Genomic DNA, 18852 nt, shown 5'->3' on the forward strand with positions numbered 1-18852 from the left:
TCCCGTTACAATCACGACATTGAAAATCACGAGCATTGCATGGTCATTCTTGCAAATCAGCTCAGGCAGGAAGCGACCTTGAACGATCACTGCATCGCGCTCGGCATATCCGCCCTAACGAAAACCTAATGTGGCGACCATACATTTAAAACCTGATTCACTTTCCTTTACTCTGCACGGTGCGGCACAAGCTGTAGCCGATGTTGGCCGTGGCATTGCCTTGCCGCAATCGCTGGCGCGGATTTTTGCGCAAACCAGCGCAACGCCACAGGCACGCGGCGCGATTCAGGATATTTCCTATCACTGCATGCGCCATATCGGTCGCGCAGAATCTTTGCTTAATGCAATGACGACCAAGCAAACCGAACCGGCAATTTTGCATGGTTTGCTGTGTTGTTCACTGGCACTGATTTCCGATCCGGAAGCCGCAACAGCAGGGGCACGTTACAGCGATTTCACAGTAGTCGATCAAGCAGTGACGGCTGCCGCTGCGGATCCAGACATGGCGCATGCAAAAGGCATGGTCAACGCCATCCTGCGTCGCTTTCTGCGTGAGCGGGATGCGTTAATGAAAAGTGCAGCAGGCACACAAATGGCCGTCTGGAATTATCCAGATTGGTGGATAGACCGGATGCGCTCGGCGTATCCGCAAGACTGGCAAGCAATACTCGCATCCGGCAACGCCGCGCCGCCACTGACCTTGCGTGTCAATCAACGCAAAACCAGCGTAGCCGATTACCTTGCAATGCTGTCGCAACAAGATATCGCGGCCACCCGCATCGGCCCCTTTGCCGTGCGGCTCGCGCAAGCAACACCGGTCAGTCAAATCCCCGGCTTCATCGATGGTCTGGTTTCCGTGCAGGATGCTGCTGCCCAACTGGCCGCACCTTTGCTTGATCTGCAAGATGGCATGCGCGTGCTGGATGCGTGTGCAGCGCCAGGCGGCAAAAGCGGCCACATACTGGAAACCGCCAAGGTCGAACTAATTGCACTGGATAGCGACGAACGTCGCATGTCGCGCATCACTGAAAATCTAGAGCGCCTGCAATTGAATGCATCCTTGTTGACAGGTGACGCCAGCGATAACAGCTGGTGGGATGGCAAACCCTTCGATCGCATTTTGGCCGACGTGCCGTGTACCGCATCCGGCATCGTGCGCCGTCATCCCGACATACGCTGGCTAAGACGCAAAAGCGATACTGCGCAGCTTGCAACAATTTCCGGCGAAATTCTCGACAACCTTTGGCAGATGCTGCGAGCGGATGGTAAATTGCTATTTGTGACATGCTCCTTGTGGCCGCAGGAATCGGAAGCGCAGGCAGCCGCGTTTGCTGTGCGCAATAATGCGACCAGATTACCGGCACCTGGGCAATTGTTACCGACCGCAAGTTTGGAAAACGACCATGACGGCCTGTTTTACGCATTGTTTCAAAAATCCGGGGCTTAACTTTTTTATTCAATCCATCAGACGATTGCACGGTACGCGCGCGTGAAACAAAACTTTTCCATTTCCCTTTACTGGCTATGCGCCACCTTGCTGCTGGCGTTCTCGCTGCAGTTCGTGAACGCACACGCAGCAGACGGCATCGAAATTGAACAAGCGCATCTTGAAGACAGTAGTGAAGGCTATCGATTGTCATCGACCTTTGTCTTCGATTTGAATCGCGGACTCGAAGATGCGCTGAATCGCGGCATTCCCCTGTACTTCACCACAGAGATTGAAATTACCAAACCGCGTTGGTACTGGTTTGATGCGAAAGAAGTGGTCGACGCGCAAACCATACGTATTTCCTACAATGTACTCACGCGCCAATATCACGCCGCGATTACCGGTCGTCTGCAACAAAGCTTTTCCAATCTGGACGATGCTCTTTCTTTAGTGCGTCGCCCGAATCGCTGGGTGGTCGCAGACAGGAATGAATTGAAAGTCGGCCAGACTTATTTAGTCTCGGTCCGCATGCAACTCGACGTTGCGCAGCTTCCAAAGCCGTTTCAGGTCCATGCACTTAATAGCAGCGACTGGCGCCTGACATCGAACTGGAAACACTTCATCTACACGGCGGAACGGCAGTGACCAGGTTACTTCGGTATTTGCTGGTAGTTGGCGGCGCCGTTATCAGTATCTTGCTGTTCATGCTGGCCTCTGCGTCAGAAAATTCCAACCTGTTCGAACGAAATTATGCGTGGCTGCTGATTCTCAATGCGGTCGTTGCCGCAGCCTTGCTGACGCTGGTTGTGCTGTTGCTGATACGTTTATATAAACGCTACAAGCGCGGCAAGTTCGGTTCCAAATTGATGGCGCGGCTGGTATTGCTGTTCGCCATGATAGGCATCTTGCCGGGCGCAGTGATTTATACAGTCTCGGTGCAATTCGTTTCACGCTCGATTGAATCCTGGTTCGATGTGCGGGTTGAGTCCGCGCTGGAGTCCGGCCTCAATCTCGGCCGCGCCGCACTCGACTCTTCGCTCGATGAGTTACGCGTCAAAGCCCGCAACATGGCGCTGGAATTATCCGACTCATCAGACGCAACCCAGATCACACAACTGTCGCGCATACGCGATCAGAATTTGTCGCAGGAAGCAGTCATCGTTACCGGCAACGGTCAGATGGTGGCAAGTTCCGGCTCACAATTGAGTGCCCTCCTGCCCGACCTGCCGACCGCTGCGATGTTGCGCCAGGCCAGGCTGACACGTGGCTATGCCGTCATCGAAGGTAATACCGATTTTCAGGACAATAGCCCCTCTGTCAGCGACGCCAAAACCAATACGATTACAACACCCGCCGCCAATCCGGCAAACAGCCTGCGCTTGCGCGTGGTGGTCGCCATCCCGAGTCCGAGCAAGAGCTTGTCCCTGCAATCCGAGTCACGTTACCTGCAATTATTGCAACCGGTACCTGAGCAGCTGGCGACCAATGCCGAAGCGTTGCGCGTGGCTTACAGCGAATATCAGGAACGCTATCTCGCTCGCACCGGCTTGCGCAAAATTTACATCGTGACCTTGACGCTGACCTTGTTGCTGGCAATCTTCGGTGCGATCGCAGGCGCCTTCCTGATTGCCAGCGATCTGGCCAAGCCGCTACTGTTACTGGCAGAAGGAACCAAGGCAGTGGCGGAAGGCAATCTGTCACCACGACCGATTGTTGCGACGTCGGATGAACTCGGCACGCTGACGCAATCCTTCAACACGATGACGCGACAACTATTCGACGCGCGTGCTTCGGTAGAAAAAAATCGCACCGAACTGGAAAACGCCAAAGGCTATCTGGAATCGGTACTCGCCAATATGTCGGCGGGCGTGATGGTGCTGGATAGAAATTTCAAACTCGTCACCTGCAACGAATCGGTTGAACGCATACTGGAACACGACTTCGCCCAGCACATAGGCAAACCACTCAAAGAAATTGAAGGCCTGAGCACATTCGCACAAGTCATCACGCAATCGTTCTCGGAGCAAAGCGCGCAATCGGCAGCTGGCGGAAGCGGGACTGAAAATTTACATTGGCAACATCAGATCGAAGTGCCACGTCGCATGGGCGGACCGGAAGCAGAAAACGATATTTCGCTGCTGGCGCGTGGTTCGCGTTTGCCCGCAGCAAGAGATAGCGGCTATGTCGTGGTATTCGATGATATTTCGGATGTAATTTCAGCCCAGCGCTCGATTGCATGGGGTGAAGTGGCTCGACGGCTGGCGCATGAAATCAAAAATCCGCTGACGCCGATTCAATTATCGGCAGAACGTCTGCACATGAAGCTGGAAGGAAAATTAACCGGCGCGGATGCACAGGTGCTGGAACGCAGCACCGCCACCATCGTCAATCAGGTCACGGCAATGAAGCGCATGGTCGATGACTTCCGCGATTATGCAAAAACACCGCCCGCGGTTTTATCTTCGCTGGATTTGAATTCATTGATAGAAGAAATCCTGCATCTATATCTTGCCGGCGACGAGCGCGATATCATTCACGCTAATTTGGCCGATGGCTTGCCGCACGTCATGGGCGACGCCACACAATTACGACAAGTCATACACAATCTGCTGCAGAATGCGCAAGATGCCGTAACAGATCGTACAAACAAGGAAGCAGCCGCCCGTATTGATATTATTACGGAAGAAATTCATTATCGAAGCTCGGATGGCGCTGTCAGTAATGCAGTGCAACTATCGATTACCGATAATGGCCCGGGGTTTTCGCCCAAGATTCTGGCCCACGCATTTGAACCCTACATTACTTCCAAACCGCGCGGCACTGGCCTGGGCCTTGCTATGGTGAAGAAGATTATCGAAGAACACGGCGGGCGTATCGACATCAAAAATCGAACCACCACGAATGGTGCAAAAGTGGCAATTTTGCTGTTAAAGTTATCCTCCTGAAAAGGTCCGAACTACAGGACATGGATAGAGGGTGACACTACGTTGAGGGAGTTGAACAGATGGCAAACATTCTAGTTGTTGACGACGAAATGGGAATACGCGAATTGCTCTCCGAAATTCTGGGAGACGAAGGGCATGTCGTGGCAACAGCCGAGAACGCTCAGCAAGCGCGGGAACTGCGCGCAGCCGCAAAACCTGATCTGGTTTTACTGGATATATGGATGCCGGACACGGACGGCGTCACTCTGCTCAAGGAATGGCAACGCGATGGCTTGCTGACGATGCCGGTGATCATGATGTCCGGTCACGCCACCATCGACACCGCCGTCGAAGCGACCCGTATAGGCGCACTCAACTTCCTCGAGAAACCTATCTCGCTGCAAAAGCTTTTGAAAGCCGTGCAGCAAGGCATTTCACGCGGACAGGAAGTAACACGTGTGGCCGCCATTCCGGTACGCGCACCTCTCGCGTCCAACGACATGCACACACATCATCTGTCGGCAGATAAAAACTTGTCTCCCGCCTCAGGTCTCAGCTATCAGGCCAGCATTCCGGTATCACTGATGTCTGCCGATACACAATTTTTCACGGCTTCATTTGAATTGCCATTGCGCGAAGCACGCGACGCCTTCGAGCGCGCCTACTTCGAACATCATCTCGGGCAAGAAGGCGGCAGCATGACACGCGTCGCGGAAAAAACCGGACTGGAACGCACCCATTTGTATCGCAAACTCAAACAGCTAGGCGTTGAACCCGGCAAGATTGCAAAAAAAGGGCTATGACACTGACGTCCCTGGTGATGGGCGCGCGGGCTAAAGATCGCGAAGCCGTCATTCTCAGCAGCATCGACAGCAACCTGCAGACCGCGATCATTCTCGAAGGCCTGCCCGACGGCAGCAGCGAACTCGATACTCTGGCGTCCAGTCACAATCTGACCGTTGCCCGCATCGCCCCCGGCTGCATGTGCTGCGTCGGCAACATGATCATGCGCGTACATTTGAATCGCATGTTGCGCGCCAAGCCAGAACGGCTCTACATCAGCGTCGCCAACAGCGAACACATAGAACAGCTCCGCCTCTTCCTCACGCAGGCACCGTATGACGATTTGCTATCGTTCACAGACGACATCGTGTGCAACACATAACAAAGCAACAATGTCATTTAGCTCACATTGTTAATCATCGTTAGCTCTGCTCAATATTTCCTGTAACACGCCGTTACCAAGTTATGAACCGGGAATGTGGTTCAGGACTTGAAATTTTTCCAATCTGCGCCATTTCTCTATCAATGCAATGATTTTCATTGCCTTGGCAACAGGAGATTCATATGAACGTTATCTACAACAGCGATCAATACAGCGTAGTGGAATTCGGCGCGGATGCCGATCAGGATGCATTGCGTTTCGGTGGTTATGAAATCATGGATAAACCTTCCAAGCGCGAAGTATTTATCGCCGGTGCGCTGGCAGAATCATTTCGCCGCGAAGTGAAGGATTTAATTGCCACCGAACCCAGCGTGGAAGAGATCGATGATTTTCTTGGCAACTATGATTCATTCATGAGTCAGGCCGTCGTCTTTCACTAACAACACGTTTTGCGTCTGCGTTTTTAAATCTGCAATAAGCGATCCCCGCGGGGATCGTTTTTTTGTTTGCCTGATTCCCTGACTGACTCGACTGACTTTCATTTATCATTCGGGACAACACCATCCTCATTCCTCAATTTACTTTTTCCGTTCTATCGCGATGCGCGCGAACTCTTATCAAATCAGCAGCAGCCAAAGCGACGTTCACAAAGATCTGAACGCACTGCTGGCAAAACACCTTACCCATCCGTTTCAAAAACCCATCACTGATTACAATCGCACTGCTTTCGAAAGCAGCATCGCCATCTGGCGAGCTGCAGGTGCCAAGCCCTTGATTCTCGATGCTGCATGTGGCGTCGGCCTATCCACTTTGCATCTGGCGACGCAATTCCCCGACCATTATGTGATCGGTGTCGATCAGTCTGCAGACCGCATTGCACGCAATACGCAATGGCCACAAGCCATGCCGCAAAACTTCACGTGGGTACGTGCAGATCTGGTGGATTACTGGCGCTTGTTATTGCAAAGCGGGATACAGCTGGAGCGTCATTACATTCTGTATCCGAACCCATGGCCGAAGATAGGACATCTGGCACGACGTTGGCATGGACACGCCATTTTCCCAACGATAGTCGCACTAGGCGGCGCGCTTGAATGCCGTAGCAACTGGCGTATTTACATTGAAGAATTCAGTAAGGCGTTGATGCAAGTAACACGGCAGGAAGTAAGTTGTCTGCCATATGTGCCGGAACAGGCAATGACACCGTTCGAGCAAAAGTATCAAGCTTCCGGGCACGACTTGTGGTGCTGTCAGATACAACTTGCGTAGCTCAGACAGCATCATAAAACGACACATCAACTACATGATGTCAGGCCGCCAATTCATACGGATGTGATATATGCAAGCGCGCAGGATCGGCGCAGTAGGCAATCTTGCCGGCAGCAATCGTCGCCACCAAGCGTGCCGTGCCTGCGGCCGAGACTTCCACCATGATCATGTCGGCGCGGCCGCCATTACGGATATGTCCGCGATCTTCCAGCCCCAATACACGCGCCGGGTTTTGCGCCACCAGACACCATGCTTGCGCCAGCGTGCACAAACCCAGATGTGCAAGTTTGAAGGGCGCATGCAGCATAGCCGGATAATAATAATCGGAAGCCAGCATGTCGCACATGCCACTCCTCACCGCATCTTCGGTTGCCAGGTTGCCGCAATGACTGCCGCCTAACAATACATTAGGCGCACCCATGACCACTTGATTACCTAAACCCATCGCCGTCAGCAAGGCTTCCTGTGTACGCGGGAATTCGCTGATGGTCACACCCAGTTCCTGATAGCGTTCACGTTGCGAAAATGTCTGATCCTCATGCGAGGCCATAGGCACACCGCGTGTGATGCAAGCTTTGGCCAAGGTCGCAATGACGTACGGCACTTGGTCTGCACGCTCCTGCGCTTTTTTCAAACGCCGCAGATATGTGTTCGTGTCGCAACGAGCGCGCTCGCTGTAAGCTGCCAGCTTTTCCGGCAACAAGGATTTTTCTGCAATAGCCGGCAGGTGTTCATTGAATGCAAAGAAATCAATGCGGCCCTGATGTATCCACTGCAATGCATCAGCCAGACCGTCGATATGATGATTTTCAAACCGCAGATGGATACGATGGTCGGCGTGCGCCGTCTTGCGCTGACGCGCTACTTGTTCCAGCAGGGCGATGGCCGATTCACGGCCGCGCAAACCACCTTCCCACGAATAAGTCAGACCATGACAAGCGGTGGTGATGCCGTTGGCGACCAATTGTCGGTCCGTATCCGCCAGTGCAATATCGTGGGAAAAGAAAGTGTCTGGCCGTGGCTGCAATTGACGCTCGAACGCATCGCCATGAATATCAACCATGCCCGGCAACACCAGCAAACCACCGGCATCGAACACCGTAGGCTGACGTGCAACATCATTCGATGCGGCCGCAATGCTGTCGATGCAGGCATGCGAAGTCGCAATCGCCTTGGTGCTCCAGTTAGTTTCGCCCTGCGCATTTTGCACGAGGCTGGTACCACCCTGAATCAGTAAATTTCGCACGCTCATAAGTCACCTGTTGGATAAGTTGATTGAGCTCATGCTAGTTGCCGATTATGACCGGACTTTGACATTTCAATTTCAGCCGGGCATGCGCGTCATATTTCGCAGTTTTATGCGCAAAACGCGACAGATAATCAAGCGCCGGCTCTGGCAGGAATACTGAGCGAAGGATAAACGAGGGGGCGAGTCGTGATACTGTGTTGGAAATCCTGTTTCAACAAAAAAGCTACCCGCTTTGCCTAACGAATAATTACGGAAACACATGTGTCAGCTTCTCGGAATGAATTGCAATGTTCCCACCGATATCGTGTTCAGCTTCACCGGCTTTGCAACACGCGGTGGTAGAACCGATATTCACAATGACGGTTGGGGCATCGCCTTTTTTGAAGGTGCAGGCGTGCGCCATTTCGTCGACCACCAGTCGGCAATCGAGTCACCGGTTGCGGAGTTGATACGACGTTTCCCGATCAAATCGAAAAACGTCATTTCTCACATCCGCAAGGCAACCCAAGGCCGCGTTGCATTGGAAAACTGCCATCCATTCGTGCGTGAGTTATGGGGGCGCTATTTTGTCTTCGCGCACAACGGCGACCTGAAGGATTTCAATCCAGAATTAAATGGCTCATACCAGCCGGTAGGCACCACCGATAGTGAGGTAGCGTTCTGCTACATCCTGCAGGAATTACGTCGCCGCTTTGACGATGCCTTGCCGACACTGCCGCAGATGACCGCTGCGATTGAAACGCTGTGCAGCGAGATCGCGTCTCACGGCACCTTCAATATGATGCTGTCGGACGGCACGGCATTATTTGCGCATTGCTCGACAAATCTGCATTACATCGTGCGCCAGTATCCATTCGCCGAAGCAGCGCTGTGCGATGAGGACATGAAAGTGGATTTTTCAGAAGTGACGACACCGAACGATCGCGTCGCAATCATCGTTACCGCGCCGTTGACCACGAATGAAACGTGGATTCCATTCAAGACCGGTGAATTGAAAGTGTTTATCGACGGCTTGCCGCTGCCTTAAGCTCTTCAGATTACCCTGATCGAGGGCATAAAAAAAGCTGCAAGAAATCTTGCAGCTTTTTTTATTGAAGCATCGCGAACGTATGTCGCGTTCAGGATAAATTCGGTGCCAACCAGCGCTCTACATCTTCCTTAGATGCGCCACGGCGTTGCACCATATCATTCACCTGATCGTCGCCAATCTTGCCAACGACGAAGTACTTTGCTTCCGGATGCCCGAAATAAAAACCGGATACCGCTGCGCCCGGGAACATGGCGAACGATTCAGTCAGCATCATGCCGATTTCTTCTGCCTGCAGCGTCTTGAACATATCAATTTTTACCGTATGTTCCGGACATGCAGGGTAGCCCGGTGCCGGACGTATGCCAAGGTACTCTTCCTTGATCATCGCTTCATTATCCAGCGACTCATCCGGTGCATAACCCCACAAATCCTTACGCACACGCTCATGTAGATGCTCGGCAAATGCTTCCGCCAAACGATCAGCCAAGGACTTCAGCATGATCGATGAATAATCATCGTAGGCATCTTCAAAACGCTTCTCGTATTTTTCAATACCGAGACCGGTGGTCACCGCAAACAAGCCTATGTAATCCGCTACACCTGACGATTTAGGCGCAATGAAATCAGCCAGACATTGATTAGGACGCTGCACGCCATCGATCACCGGTTTGACGGTTTGCTGACGCAAACCGTAATAAGTAAAGGCAACTTCGGTACGCGTTTCATCCGTATAGATTTCGATGTCATCGTCATTCACCGTATTCGCCGGCAATAGTGCAATCACACCATTCGCCGTCAGCCAGCGGCCATCGATAATTTTTTTCAGCAAGGCTTGGCCTTCAGCAAACACTTTGGTCGCTGCATCGCCGACAACTTCATCCGTCAAAATCGCCGGATACGGCCCTGCAAGATCCCAGGTCTGGAAAAACGGACCCCAATCGATGTATTGCGCGATGGTCGCCAGATCAACATTCTTGAATACGCGACGGCCGATAAACTTGGGCTTGACCGGCGCGCTCTTGCCGGTGAAATCCAGTTTCATTTTATTTTTCCGTGCATCAGCCAAAGTCAGCATAGGCACAGCTTTCTTGTTCGCATGCTGTACGCGTATGCGTTCGTAATCGGTGGCGATCTCGGCGATGTATTCATCGCGACTTTCCGGCGTCAGCAGCGATTGTGCAACCGACACCGAACGCGAAGCATCCGGCACGTAGACGACAGGGCCATCGTAGTTATGCGCGATCTTGACGGCGGTATGCGCGCGGCTGGTGGTCGCGCCGCCTATCAGCAAGGGCATTTTCAAACCACGGAAGTATTCGTCGCGTTGCATTTCCTTCGCGACGTAAGCCATTTCTTCCAGTGACGGCGTGATCAAACCTGAGAGGCCGATGATATCGGCGTTCTCCTCTTTCGCCTTCGCAAGGATTTCCGAGCACGGCACCATCACGCCCATGTTGACGACTTCAAAGTTATTACATTGCAGGACCACCGATACGATGTTCTTGCCAATGTCATGCACGTCGCCCTTGACCGTCGCGATGACGATCTTGCCTTTCGGCTTGCTGACGACACCTGTTTGTTCCTGCAACAGACGCTTCTCTTCCTCGATGAATGGAATCAGATGCGCAACCGCCTGCTTCATCACGCGCGCGGATTTCACCACTTGCGGCAAAAACATTTTGCCCTGACCGAACAGATCGCCGACGATGTTCATGCCATCCATCAGTGGACCTTCGATCACGTGGATAGGACGACCTCCATTGCCCAGCAATTCCTGCCGCGCTTCTTCGGTGTCTTCGACTATCCATTGTGTGATGCCTTGCACCAACGCATGCGCCAAACGTTGCTGCACGGTGCCGCTGCGCCATTCGAGCGTGGCTTCTTCCTTCTTGTCGCCAGCTTTCAGCGTCGCGGCAATTTCGATCATGCGCTCGGTCGCATCTTCGCGGCGATTCAATACCACGTCTTCGACACGCTCTTTCAGCTCTGCTGGCAGATTGTCGTAGACGCCAACCATACCGGCGTTGACGATACCCATCGTCATGCCGGCCTTGATCGCGTGATACAGGAACACGGTATGGATCGCTTCGCGCGCCGGGTCATTGCCACGGAAGCTGAAGCTGACGTTCGACACGCCGCCACTGATTTTTGCGTGCGGCAGATTCTCTTTGATCCAGCGTACCGCATTGATGAAATCAACTGCGTAGTTATTGTGTTCTTCAATACCGGTTGCGATCGCGAAAATGTTCGGATCGAAAATGATGTCTTCCGGCGGAAAATCGACTTCCTTGATCAGCAGCTTGTAGGCGCGTTCGCAGATTTCTATCTTGCGCTCGAAGGTATCGGCCTGACCTTTTTCATCAAAGGCCATCACGATCACGGCGGCGCCATAACGACGGCACAACTTGGCTTCATGCAGGAATTTTTCTTCGCCTTCTTTCATCGAAATCGAGTTGACGATCGCCTTGCCTTGCACGCATTTCAAACCGGCTTCGATGACCGACCACTTCGACGAATCGATCATGATAGGTACGCGCGCGATGTCCGGCTCCGACGCCACCAGATTCAGGAAGCGTGACATCGCTGCCTGCGAATCGAGCATCGCTTCATCCATATTGATATCGATGACTTGCGCGCCGTTCTCGACCTGCTGACGAGCGACGGCCAATGCTTCATCGTATTGCTCGTTGATGATCAAGCGTGCGAACGCTTTCGAGCCGGTGACGTTGGTGCGTTCACCGACGTTGACGAACAGCGATTGATCGTCAATGACGAAGGGTTCCAGACCCGACAATTTCAATGTCGGGTCAACCGATGGCACCAGACGTGGCTCTATGGTTTTGACGGTCTCGGCAATCGCACGTATGTGACTTGGCGTGGTACCGCAACAGCCACCGGCGATATTGACGAAACCGCTCTCGGCAAAATCTTTCAGCAAGGATGAAGTCACATCCGGCGTTTCATCGAAGCCGGTATCGCTCATGGGATTCGGCAAACCGGCGTTCGGATAAATACAAACGTAGGTGTCGGCGATCTTAGCCAATTCTTCTGCGTACGGACGCATCAGCGCCGCGCCAAGTGCGCAGTTCAAACCCACGGTCAATGGGCGCGCATGGCGAATCGAATGCCAGAAAGCAGGCACGGTTTGACCGGACAGGATACGACCCGATGCATCAGTAACGGTGCCGGAAATCATGATAGGCAAACGCTGACCCGACTCTTCAAAGAACTGGTCGATCGCGAACAAGGCCGCCTTGCAGTTCAGCGTATCGAAAATGGTTTCGACCAGCAGCACATCAGCGCCGCCTTCAACCAGCCCGCGCGTCTGATCCAGATAGGCAGCCACCAATTGGTCGAAGGTGACGTTACGCGCAGCAGGGTCGTTGACGTCCGGCGAGATCGATGCCGTCTTCGGTGTCGGCCCCAACGCGCCGGCGACGAAGCGTGGTTTGTCCGGCGTCGAATACTTGTCGCATGCAGCACGCGCAAGACGCGCCGATGCCACGTTCATTTCATAAGCCAGATGGCCCATGTGGTAATCGTCCTGCGCCACGGTGGTCGCGCCGAAAGTATTGCTCTCGATCAGATCGGCGCCGGCCGCCAGATATTCTTCATGGATCGCGCTGATCACATCGGGACGCGTCAAGGACAGCAACTCGTTATTGCCTTTGACGAACAACTCTCTACCGGGAGGAACTTCAATGCCAGCGGTAGCCAGATCGGCAAAACGCTCACCGCGATAATCCTCTTCCGTCAGCTTGTATTGCTGAATCATGGTCCCCATCGCGCCATCCAGAATCAGGATGCGGCGCGCCATCAGGTCGCGCAGGAGAGTTTCGGTAGGAGAAATTGCGTCGCGTTTCATCGTAAATTCTTTATTTGTTCGTTATCGGTTCAGTCACATAAAAATACAAAAACCCGGACACAAACTGCGCCGGGTTAGACAGGCCATGCAACTACTGAAATTATACGTTAAACCCCTTGTCCTTTCGCCGCTTCTTGACCTTTTCCCAACATCCACCCTGACTCCTTCCATTTGCTAAAGCGCCAGCACTGATTCCGGCAAATTTCCATCGGCTGCATAGCGCGACCTGACCGTGTGCGGCTCGTTCATCTTCAAGGTCAGACATTTGGCTGCACCGCCGGCCCTCATGAATTCCGTCAAGGCAATCTGATGGACGCTAAAACCCCAGCGCTGCAATTGGGCAAGCAAGACCGTCGACGCATGATTCAAGAACACGTGTTTGCCGCTATTGACAGCATTGCAGGCGAAGTTGAGTGCATCTTCGGCAGACACTGCAAAGCGTTTTTGTACCGGCACACGCGCCGCGATCCACGCCTGTGCAGCAGCGTCGAAAGCATCCTCGTAATACAACAAATAGCCGCCCTGCAAAGGACAGAAGCAGGTATCCAGATGATAGAAGCGCGGATCAACCAGCTTCAAAGCTTGCACTTCGATATCCAGCATATCGGCCATCAGCGGTGCACACGCCACGTCCGAGCGATGGCCATGACCAAACCACAGCAAATCGACACCACGATCCAGCAAGGCATCGCCGGCACCTTCAAATGGCAAATCATGCGGCATGTGCAATACCTGCAAGTCGTGCGCGGCGAACCAAGTCGAAAAATGAGCTTCTTCAGCTTGTCGCTCTACATGCTTGAAAGCAGACAGAATCACCTTATCGCCCAGCACCAAACCGCCATTCGCAGTGAACACCATATCCGGCACACCAGCCGCAGCCGGCATGCACTCAACGTGCGCCACGCTTTGCAAGGCATGCTTCAACTCCTGCCATTGCCCTTGCGCAGTCAGGTGATCACCATGCGCCACATTCCCTTCCATCCACGGATTGATGATGTAAGAAACTTCAAAGTGCTCAGGCGCGCACATCAGAAAGGTATCGAGATGCTTGCTCATCATGTGCAATCCTCCGTATGTGGCGTGGGCAAAGTGGCGAATACATGTTCGATGATGCGCAAGGCAGCATCAATTTCTGCTGCACTGATGATCAGCGGTGGCGCAAAACGCACGACGGTGTGATGCGTTTCTTTCGACAGCACACCTTCTTCCATCAAGCGTTCGCAAAAGTTGCGCGCCGAAATAATATTGGGATCGAGTTCCAGTCCTATCAACAAACCCTTGCCGCGCACGCTGCATATTGCCGGATGCTGTATCGCAGACAAACCATCGCGCAAGCGTTGCCCCAGACGCTGCGCCGCGGCAATCAATGCACCATCGCGCAACAAGGACAAGGCGGCATGACCAACCGCCGCCGCCAAAGGATTGCCGCCGAAAGTGCTGCCGTGATCGCCAGGCGTAAACACATCCATCACATCGCGTCGCGCGAGGAAGGCAGAAACCGGCAACAAGCCACCACCCAAAGCCTTGCCCAGAATCAATCCATCCGGCTTGATGCCTTCATGGTCGCAAGCCAGCAAACGTCCGGTGCGTCCCAATCCGGTTTGTACTTCATCGCAGATCAACAAAACATCGTGACGCGTACAGATTTCGCGACATTGCGCCAGATAACCATCCGGCGGCACGATGATGCCGCCTTCGCCCTGTATCGGCTCGACCAGGAAAGCCGCCGTGCGTGGCGTGATCGCTGCTTCCAGTGCCGCCGCATCGCCGAAAGGTATCGTCACGAAGCCGCCATCGAACGGGCCGAAGCCATCGCGGTACTGCGCCTCGGAAGAAAAACCGACTATGGTCGTCGTGCGTCCGGCAAAGTTGCCGTGACAGACGATGATCTCGGCTTGTTGATCGGGGATTCCTTTGACTTTGTAGCCCCATTTGCGCGCTGCTTTCAAAGCGGTTTCCACCGCTTCGGTGCCGCTATTCATAGGCAGTGCTTTCGGCATGCCGGTCATCTCGCACAACAGTTGCAAAAACGAACCTAGCTGGTCAGTATAAAACGCACGTGAAGTGACGGCCAATTGACCGGCCTGATGCGTCAGTGCTTCAACCAGTGCAGGATGGCTGTGCCCAAAACTGACGGCGGAATAGGCGGACATCATGTCCATGTAGCGCTTACCATCTTCATCCCACAACCAGATGCCTAGTCCCTTGCTCAGCACGACCGGCAAAGGCTGGTAGTTATGCGCGCAATAGCGATCTTCCAATGCAATGCGATGACTGCTCACGATAGCGCTCCTCAACGAGAAGAATGCAATTCACCATCACATGATAAAGACAAAGCCGGGAAATATTTCTGCGTTATTAAACGATTTTTAGGCGTAAAGTGAACGAATCATTCGCATAGGGAAGATTTATGGAAAAATTCGACCGCTACGACCGCATCCTGCTGGAAACCCTGCAAAACCACGGCCGCGCCTCCAATGTGGAATTGTCCGAACGCGTCAATTTGTCGCCACCACAATGCTATAGACGGGTGCAAAGACTGGAACAGGAAGGTGTGATTCGCGGTTATACCGCGCAAGTCGATGCGGCTGCACTCGGCCTCGGCGTCACTGCTTTCGTGAATTTGAATATTGCGCGCGAACAGTTCAAACAAGTGCGCGAATTGGAAAAAGCGATACGGCAATTCCCGGAGATTCTGGAGTGCTACACCATCTCCGGTGATTTCGATTATTTGCTGAAAGTGGTCGCCGTCGATCTCAAATCGCTGTCATCTTTCTTGACCGATCGCTTGATGCAAGTGCCTGGCGTGGCTGGGGTGCGCTCTATGGTCTGCCTGGAAGAAATCAAGCCAGCCAGTCCCTTACCGTTGCCGGGTTAAAAATTTTATTCTGATAGCCTGCCGCGCTTATCGCACATTTCCTGTCGAACAAGACGGCGATATCCGCAAGAACTTGGCCAGAGAGACTCACTGAAAACGCTTATCTTCCAGCGCAAAGCCCTTCAGAAATTCCGCTGCCGGCAAGCGCTTGCCGCCCGGCTTTTGCAATTCCGTCACGCGCAAGGCGCCGGTGCCGCAGGCAATCACCACACCATCATGTGCATTGGCCGAAATAACCTGACCGGCTTGCCACTGATCGGAAGATTCCAGTACTTCTGCCTGCCAGAACTTGACCGGTGTGCCATTGCACACCCCCATCGCTCCGGGGAAGGGATTAAACGCACGTATCTTGCGCGCCAGCTCCTGCGCTGATTGCTTGAGATCCAGCGTGGCTTCTTCCTTGGCAATTTTCGCAGCGTAGTTAGCACCAATCTCCGGTTGCGGCGTGGCGGTCAGGCCACCTTGCTCCAGTTTGCGCAAGGCATCAACGATCATTTCACCACCCAGCTTGGCGAGCTTGTCGTGCAAGCTCGCAGTGGTATCGTCAGCCGCAATCGGCAAACTTTGCATCAGCAACATCGGTCCGGTATCCAAACCCAATTCCATCTGCATGATGGTGACGCCGGTTTCCTCGTCGCCAACTTCAATCGCTCTATGAATCGGCGCCGCGCCGCGCCAGCGCGGCAACAATGAAGCGTGAATATTCAGGCAGCCCAGCGGCGGAATATCCAGCACCGATTGCGGCAGGATCAAACCATACGCCGCCACCACCATTACATCGTGCGGCGTAGCGCGCAGCAGATCATGCGCTTCTTGTGCGATATCAGGATATTTTCCATCGAGCCGCAAAGAGATCGGTTGTGCCACCGGAATGTTGTGCGCCAGCGCAAACTGTTTAACGGCGGATGCATGCAACTGCATGCCACGACCTGCGGGGCGATCCGGCTGCGTCAAGACGAGCGGAATCTCGAAGCCGGCCGCGTGCAAGGCTGCCAATGCAACGGCCGCAAATTCCGGCGTACCGGCAAATATGATTTTCATGGAATGAATTGTAGTACGGCAGACGCAGAATGAGAAACCATACGACTACCTTAGACTATTCAGTCCTGCGCGAGCGAGCCGCAGTCACATCTCAGCGCTGCGCCACCTTGTTGTGACGATTCAACTCGCGCTCTTCTTTCAGCATCTTGGTCTTGATGCGATTGCGCTTCAGCGGCGACAGGTATTCAACGAATACCTTGCCTTTCAGGTGATCCATTTCGTGCTGGATACATACGGCCAACAAGCCTTCGGCTTCCAGCTCGAACTGTGTGCCATCTGCATCGTAGGCGCGCACCGTGACCTTGGCATGTCGCTCGACGCCATCGTAGATGCCGGGAACGGACAGGCAACCTTCTTCGTAGACCTGCATTTCCGGACTGACCCAGATCAGCTCGGGATTGATATAGGCACGCAGCTCGGAATGTGTTTCCGAGGTATCAATCACGATCACCTGCTCATGCACGTCGACTTGCGACGCGGCTAGGCCAACGCCAGGCGCGTCATACATGGTTTCCGCCATATCGGCGACCAGGGTCTTGATGCGGGCATCGAATACGGTGACCGGCTTGGCAATTTTATGCAGCCGTGAATCGGGGTAACGCAGAATATTTAATATGGACATACAGCTTTTGCGCAACAAGGCGGCAGGTTAACAGCGTGGTTTCCTTGCTACTTCAAGGATTTATGTGCAAAATTTGATTCAATTTAGCAAGTTTTTTGACGAATGTGTTATTTCACTCACAACATGCAGCAGCACAGTAATGGCGTCACAATTAGTCAAGCTCACCGGACAAACCATGAAAAATTTTAGCACAGCTGCACTATTACTCGCTTTCTCATCCGTCGTTTTGCCCGCCAGCACCTATGCTCAAACGCCGACAAAAGCAGTCGCCGGCAAAACAAGCTGCGCGTTTTTGCCTAACGCTCCCGATCAGCATGTGGTCGTGCGCGGCGATACCTTGTGGGATATTTCGGGAAAGTTTCTGCAGAAGCCATGGTGCTGGCCGCAAGTTTGGGATTTGAATCGCGACCAGATACGCAATCCGCACTGGATTTATCCGGGACAAGTTATCTATTTTGACCGTGCAGCCGGAAAATTACGCCTGGGTCGAGGTGCTGGCAGCGGTAACAACGATACATCGACCGTGCGCCTGTCGCCACAAGTACGCTCGACAGAAGCGGTTTCAGAGGCGATTTCCACCGTCAACTTGTCGGCAATTCAACAATTTTTGACGAAGCCTCTGATTGTTGAAGAAAATGAATTGAACAACGCGCCACGCATCGTCGCCGTGCAAGAAGGCCACGTCTATCTCGGCAATGGCGATAAAGCTTATGTACGCGGTGAATTGAACGGCCGTACCGAATTCGAGGCATTCCGCCCAGGCAAACCATTGACGGATCCTGCCACCAAAAAAATCATCGGCTATGAATCCGTCTATCTGGGCACCTTGAAATTGCAACGTTTGAGCAATGTCGATAACGTCCCGCACACGTTCACCGTGACCAACGTCAAGGAAGAAATGGGCGTGCGTGATCGTCTGATCGCAGTTGAGCCTAAACCTTTCATGAACCAAGTTCCGCACGCACCTGAACAACAGGTCGATGCGCAAATCGTGGCCGTGTATGGTGGCGTGTCACAAGCAGGGCAAAATCAAATTGTATCGATCAATCGTGGCAGCAAGGATGGCCTCGATATCGGTACCGTGCTCGAATTGCAACGGCTGGGCATCTTGACTGCAGATCGCACCGCAGGCAATGGCCGCGGCTTGATCAAATTGCCGGATGAAACCTATGGCACGCTGTTGATCTTCCGCGTCTTCAACAATATTTCGTACGGACTGGTGATGCAAGTTACCGATACCGTACAAATCGCAGACGTCGCCAGATCTCCTGAATAATTAAGACCTTCATCTTCCGGCACTGACGCGTCACATCATGCGCTTACCATTAAGTGAATTGATGCTGAACGTGCAGGGCCGGTTTTCATTTTTGCTCAAGATTC

General features: G+C 53.2%; 16 protein-coding genes. 10 read left to right on the forward strand and 6 right to left on the reverse strand.

Features of this window, described 5'->3' with window-relative positions:
• Nucleotides 1-130: 130 nt before the first annotated feature.
• The 7 genes from rsmB to trmB all read left to right on the forward strand — a co-directional run bounded on the left by rsmB (nt 131) and on the right by trmB (nt 6787).
• Nucleotides 131-1447, forward strand: coding sequence for a 16S rRNA (cytosine(967)-C(5))-methyltransferase RsmB (gene rsmB / locus Hfont_RS00370; protein WP_112990288.1), 1317 nt, complete (start codon nt 131-133; stop codon nt 1445-1447).
• A gap of 42 nt (nt 1448-1489) precedes the next feature.
• Nucleotides 1490-2074 (forward strand): DUF4390 domain-containing protein, encoded by a 585-nt coding sequence (locus Hfont_RS00375; RefSeq protein ID WP_421800972.1) that lies wholly within the window; start codon nt 1490-1492, stop codon nt 2072-2074.
• On the forward strand, nt 2071-4374 hold the full coding sequence (locus Hfont_RS00380) for a sensor histidine kinase (protein ID WP_112990290.1): 2304 nt from the start codon (nt 2071-2073) through the stop codon (nt 4372-4374). Before Hfont_RS00375 ends, Hfont_RS00380 begins: the two co-directional genes overlap by 4 nt.
• A gap of 59 nt (nt 4375-4433) precedes the next feature.
• Nucleotides 4434-5156, forward strand: coding sequence for a response regulator (locus tag Hfont_RS00385; protein ID WP_112990291.1), 723 nt, complete (start codon nt 4434-4436; stop codon nt 5154-5156).
• The gene (locus Hfont_RS00390; RefSeq protein WP_112990292.1) at nt 5153-5518 is read left to right on the forward strand and encodes a GTPase; all 366 of its coding nucleotides are present in this window, start codon (nt 5153-5155) and stop codon (nt 5516-5518) included. The genes Hfont_RS00385 and Hfont_RS00390 overlap by 4 nt, the downstream gene beginning before the upstream one ends.
• 182 nt (nt 5519-5700) lie before the next feature.
• On the forward strand, nt 5701-5958 hold the full coding sequence (locus Hfont_RS00395; protein WP_112990293.1) for a BTH_I0359 family protein: 258 nt from the start codon (nt 5701-5703) through the stop codon (nt 5956-5958).
• 160 nt (nt 5959-6118) lie between these two features.
• Nucleotides 6119-6787, forward strand: a complete 669-nt coding sequence (trmB, locus tag Hfont_RS00400; RefSeq protein ID WP_112990294.1) for a tRNA (guanine(46)-N(7))-methyltransferase TrmB — start codon at nt 6119-6121, stop codon at nt 6785-6787.
• A gap of 40 nt (nt 6788-6827) precedes the next feature.
• On the opposite strand, the gene Hfont_RS00405 is transcribed toward trmB, so the two are convergent.
• Nucleotides 6828-8039 carry an alpha-D-ribose 1-methylphosphonate 5-triphosphate diphosphatase gene (locus Hfont_RS00405; RefSeq protein WP_112990295.1) on the reverse strand — a complete coding sequence of 404 codons (1212 nt, stop codon included), beginning with the start codon at nt 8037-8039 and terminating at the stop codon, nt 6828-6830.
• A 256-nt stretch (nt 8040-8295) separates the two neighbouring features.
• Here Hfont_RS00405 and Hfont_RS00410 point away from each other — a divergent pair, with 256 nt between their 5' ends.
• On the forward strand, nt 8296-9063 hold the full coding sequence (locus tag Hfont_RS00410; protein ID WP_112990296.1) for a class II glutamine amidotransferase: 768 nt from the start codon (nt 8296-8298) through the stop codon (nt 9061-9063).
• A gap of 91 nt (nt 9064-9154) precedes the next feature.
• On the opposite strand, the gene metH is transcribed toward Hfont_RS00410, so the two are convergent.
• The 3 genes from metH to rocD form a co-directional block, all read right to left on the reverse strand.
• Entirely contained in the window at nt 9155-12931 is a 3777-nt protein-coding gene (gene metH / locus Hfont_RS00415; RefSeq protein WP_112990297.1) for a methionine synthase, read from the reverse strand.
• Between the two features lie 174 nt (nt 12932-13105).
• Nucleotides 13106-13990, reverse strand: coding sequence for a dimethylarginine dimethylaminohydrolase family protein (locus Hfont_RS00420; protein ID WP_241522969.1), 885 nt, complete (start codon nt 13988-13990; stop codon nt 13106-13108).
• Nucleotides 13987-15213, reverse strand: coding sequence for an ornithine--oxo-acid transaminase (gene rocD / locus Hfont_RS00425; protein WP_112990298.1), 1227 nt, complete (start codon nt 15211-15213; stop codon nt 13987-13989). Before rocD ends, Hfont_RS00420 begins: the two co-directional genes overlap by 4 nt.
• A gap of 128 nt (nt 15214-15341) precedes the next feature.
• Between rocD and Hfont_RS00430 the strand changes: the two genes are divergently transcribed.
• Complete coding sequence (locus Hfont_RS00430; RefSeq protein WP_112990299.1) at nt 15342-15809, forward strand: Lrp/AsnC family transcriptional regulator; 468 nt, start codon at nt 15342-15344, stop codon at nt 15807-15809.
• An 87-nt stretch (nt 15810-15896) separates the two neighbouring features.
• Here Hfont_RS00430 and fmt read toward each other — a convergent pair whose 3' ends face one another.
• Together fmt and def are read right to left on the reverse strand one after the other, a co-directional pair.
• A complete protein-coding gene (fmt, locus tag Hfont_RS00435) occupies nt 15897-16850 on the reverse strand; it encodes a methionyl-tRNA formyltransferase (protein WP_112990300.1) in 954 nt (317 codons plus the stop codon).
• Nucleotides 16851-16941: 91 nt separating this feature from the next.
• A complete protein-coding gene (def, locus tag Hfont_RS00440) occupies nt 16942-17472 on the reverse strand; it encodes a peptide deformylase (protein ID WP_112990301.1) in 531 nt (176 codons plus the stop codon).
• Between the two features lie 175 nt (nt 17473-17647).
• On the opposite strand from def, the gene Hfont_RS00445 reads away from it, so the two are divergent.
• Complete coding sequence (locus Hfont_RS00445) at nt 17648-18748, forward strand: LysM peptidoglycan-binding domain-containing protein (protein WP_162845848.1); 1101 nt, start codon at nt 17648-17650, stop codon at nt 18746-18748.
• The last annotated feature ends 104 nt before the right edge of the window (nt 18749-18852 follow it).

Source organism: Herminiimonas fonticola, from assembly GCF_003293745.1.
Lineage (GTDB): Bacteria > Pseudomonadota > Gammaproteobacteria > Burkholderiales > Burkholderiaceae_D > Oxalicibacterium > Oxalicibacterium fonticola.

Excerpts from the sequence above, each read along its gene's own strand:
- Hfont_RS00385 (WP_112990291.1), top strand. The coding sequence starts at position 4,434 with ATGGCAAACATTCTAGTTGTTGACGACGAAATGGGAATACGCGAATTG.
- Hfont_RS00390 (WP_112990292.1), top strand. The coding sequence starts at position 5,153 with ATGACACTGACGTCCCTGGTGATGGGCGCGCGGGCTAAAGATCGCGAA.
- Hfont_RS00395 (WP_112990293.1), top strand. The coding sequence starts at position 5,701 with ATGAACGTTATCTACAACAGCGATCAATACAGCGTAGTGGAATTCGGC.
- trmB (WP_112990294.1), top strand. The coding sequence starts at position 6,119 with ATGCGCGCGAACTCTTATCAAATCAGCAGCAGCCAAAGCGACGTTCAC.
- Hfont_RS00405 (WP_112990295.1), bottom strand. The coding sequence starts at position 8,039 with ATGAGCGTGCGAAATTTACTGATTCAGGGTGGTACCAGCCTCGTGCAA.
- Hfont_RS00410 (WP_112990296.1), top strand. The coding sequence starts at position 8,296 with ATGTGTCAGCTTCTCGGAATGAATTGCAATGTTCCCACCGATATCGTG.
- metH (WP_112990297.1), bottom strand. The coding sequence starts at position 12,931 with ATGAAACGCGACGCAATTTCTCCTACCGAAACTCTCCTGCGCGACCTG.
- Hfont_RS00420 (WP_241522969.1), bottom strand. The coding sequence starts at position 13,990 with ATGATGAGCAAGCATCTCGATACCTTTCTGATGTGCGCGCCTGAGCAC.
- Hfont_RS00430 (WP_112990299.1), top strand. The coding sequence starts at position 15,342 with ATGGAAAAATTCGACCGCTACGACCGCATCCTGCTGGAAACCCTGCAA.
- fmt (WP_112990300.1), bottom strand. The coding sequence starts at position 16,850 with ATGAAAATCATATTTGCCGGTACGCCGGAATTTGCGGCCGTTGCATTG.
- def (WP_112990301.1), bottom strand. The coding sequence starts at position 17,472 with ATGTCCATATTAAATATTCTGCGTTACCCCGATTCACGGCTGCATAAA.
- Hfont_RS00445 (WP_162845848.1), top strand. The coding sequence starts at position 17,648 with ATGAAAAATTTTAGCACAGCTGCACTATTACTCGCTTTCTCATCCGTC.